At 71.1% G+C, this 2,788-nt stretch carries 2 protein-coding genes; both read right to left on the minus strand.

What is annotated here, in order from left to right; translation table 11 throughout:
- Window positions 1-1,353, minus strand: a 1,353-nt coding sequence (locus ELR45_RS26155) for an IucA/IucC family protein (RefSeq protein WP_165368109.1), incomplete at its 3' end; no start/stop codon positions are given.
- Window positions 1,337-2,788, minus strand: a 1,452-nt coding sequence (locus ELR45_RS26160) for a pyridoxal phosphate-dependent decarboxylase family protein (protein WP_165368110.1), incomplete at its 5' end; no start/stop codon positions are given. The genes ELR45_RS26160 and ELR45_RS26155, both read right to left, overlap by 17 nt.

A 2,788-nucleotide genomic window follows, 5' to 3' on the forward strand; every position in this document is an offset into this window, starting at 1 on the left:
GATCAACGAGCGCACCACGACCTCGCAGAAGCGGCCGAACCACTCGCGCGCGACGTCGTCCTCTGCTCGGTGTTCCCGCTTGGCCAGCTCGGCGACGATCGCGGCCAGCCTGCTCCGCCCGCCGTAGGGATGGTCTTGGCAGAGCGTGGTGACAGCGCTGACGTCGTGAGGTCCGCCCGGGGTCCACCGGTTCTCCCGCAGCAGTACCGAGAATCCGTCGACGGTCCGGCCGTCGCGTGTCACCGTCAGGTATGCGGGGTCCTGCAGCAACGTGAAACGGGGCGCGACGGCGGCTACCCGGCGTCCGACGTCGGTGCGGGCCAGCCGCGCAGACTCGACCGCCCGGTCCAGCTCCTTGGGCAGTGTCACCCGCATCGAGTTGGTGACCCGCACGTGCAAGGAGAATTTGAGCTGCCAGGGCGACTCGCGACGGTAGACGGTGCGGACCGAGGTGGTGGGCAGGTAGGGCGAGCCGAGCGCACCGAGGTCCACCACGGCTCCACTGTCGAAAAGGCCGGCGGTGGCGGGATCGGCGGCGAGCCGGTCCGCCTCGAACGGATGCGCGGGAAGCAGAACTCTCGGGCCGACGGCCTCCATCATCGCGTCGAGTGCGCCTGTGTCTGTCTGCGGATCCGCGCGCAGCAGCTGTTCGGCGAGCTCAGGCGCCGGCGTCCCGGTGGCGCTTCCGTGCCGGACCAGGTCGGGCTGGGCGGCGAGCCACCGCAGCGGAAACCGGCCACCGGCCTCGGGAGAGTAGATCCGCCGCTGCGCCTCGGTCATCTCGCCGCGGCTCTTCGGCGTGGGATGGGCCATGTGCCCCAGCAGCAGTGCCTGCTCGGTTTCGCCGAAGCCGAGCGGTTCCGGGCTCCACAGCCGGTCGATCTCGCTGGACCGGTCGCGCAGCTGCTCCAGCACCGCCGATGAGCTGCCGAGTATGCGGCTGAGCAGCGTATTGGCATCCGCGCCGGTGCGCCTGCCCGCCAGCTCGTCGGCGAGCACGGCGGCGAGCGTGGCCAGTCCGATGGGACGGGCCGGCATATCAGCGACGACGATGCGTGCCGGCAGCGCCAGCTGGTGCCGGAATGTGCCGGAGACACGTGTCACGTCGACGTCGATGTGACCGCCCCAACGAGCCAACGGTATGGACAACACCGCCACGACCGTCCTGCCGCCCGAGCCGTGTGGATGGCATGCAGCGAGGGTCCAGCCGGAAGTCTCGCGGATCCAGCAGCTCAGCACGGCACGCACCGTGGCGTCGTCCGCGGCCTGCTCCGGCGTGCGGTCGATGGAGTCAGGTACTGCCGGCGAGTGCTGCGACGGGAGGACCGGCCCCGCGTCACGCGTGTTGATCACGGTTGGTTCCTCCTGCGGGGATCGTGCCATGGCTGTGCGGGTGTCCTGCGCCGACGAGCCCGGCCCCGCCCACGGCGCTCGCTGCGACCACGGACGCGCGGGACGGTGTGCCCGCGCCGGGCGCTGTGCCCGCGCGAGTGACGTCGGCCGCCGTTGCGGCGATCAGCTCCAGCAGACCGCCGACGTCGTCGATCGTGGTCAGTGGGTTGACCAAGGTCAGTTTCAGAACGACACGACCGCGCCAGCGGGTACGCCCCACAACGGCTTGCCCACTGCTGAGCAGGGCGCGCTGTACCTCGGTGTTGATCACGTCCAGCGCCGCGTCGTCGACACCCTCCCGGATGGCTCGCGGCGGGCGGCAACGGAAGAGCACTGTCACCGTCTGCGGCGGCGCGACGAGCTCCAATGCGGGATGTGTGTCCACGCGTCGCCCGGCTTCCGCACACAGGCCGACGAGGTGTTCGACGTACCCGGCGAGCCGTCGTCGTCCGGTCGCACGGAGCGAGACCACGACTTTCAGCGCGTCGAACCGTCGCGATGTGTCCAGCGACCGGTCCACCAGATTGAGAACGCCGGTGTCCTCGCTGCGGTTGAGGTATGCCGCGGGCTCGCGGAACCCGTGCAGCGTGGCGGCGTCGCTGACCAGAAGGGCGCTGGCACCGATCGGCTGCCACCACAGCTTGTGCAGGTCCGCGGTGATCGAGTCGGCGCGCTCGATGCCGGTGAGCATCGGCCGGAGCCGCTCGCTGAGGGTGAGACCGGAACCGACTGCGGCGTCGACGTGCAGCCACGCACCGTGGGCGGCTGCCCGGTCGGCGAGCGCGTCGAGCGGATCGATCGCCCCGGCGTCGGTCGTCCCGGCGGTGCCGACGACGGCGATCGGCCTCTGGCCGGTTCGCACCAGCGACGCCAGCGCGTCGTCCAGTGCGTCGACCCGTATCCGCCCCGTGTTGTCGGTGGCCACGGGGACGACGGCGTCGCGACCCATTCCCAGCACTGAGCATGCCTGCCGGATGCTGACGTGTGCGGCATCCGACGCCAGGACGCGCCAGCTTCGGGCGTCCTCGGGCAGGCCGGAGATGTTCGGTCCGCCGGCCGCCCGGTCACGGGCCAGGAGCAGGCCGAGCAGGTTCGATGCCGTCCCGCCCGACGTCAGCACACCACTGGCGCCGGCCGGCAGGCCGCACAGATCCGCGAGAGTGCGAACGAGCCGGTCCTCGACGTAGGTGGCGGCAGGAGCCTGGTCGAACGAGTCCATCGACTGGTTGGTGACCCCGATCGCGAGCTCGGTCGCCGCAGCGGTGAGCAGCGTGGGCGAGTGCAGATGCGCAGCGCACCACGGATCGGTGGTCCGGGCGCCGTTGGCGAGGACGGTCTGGGCGATGTCGGCCAGGACGTCGGAGAGCGGCGTGGCGTCGTCGGGGAGGGGGTCCAA

This window comes from Phytoactinopolyspora endophytica (assembly GCF_004138495.1).
In the GTDB taxonomy this organism is placed as follows: Bacteria; Actinomycetota; Actinomycetes; order Jiangellales; family Jiangellaceae; genus Phytoactinopolyspora; species Phytoactinopolyspora endophytica.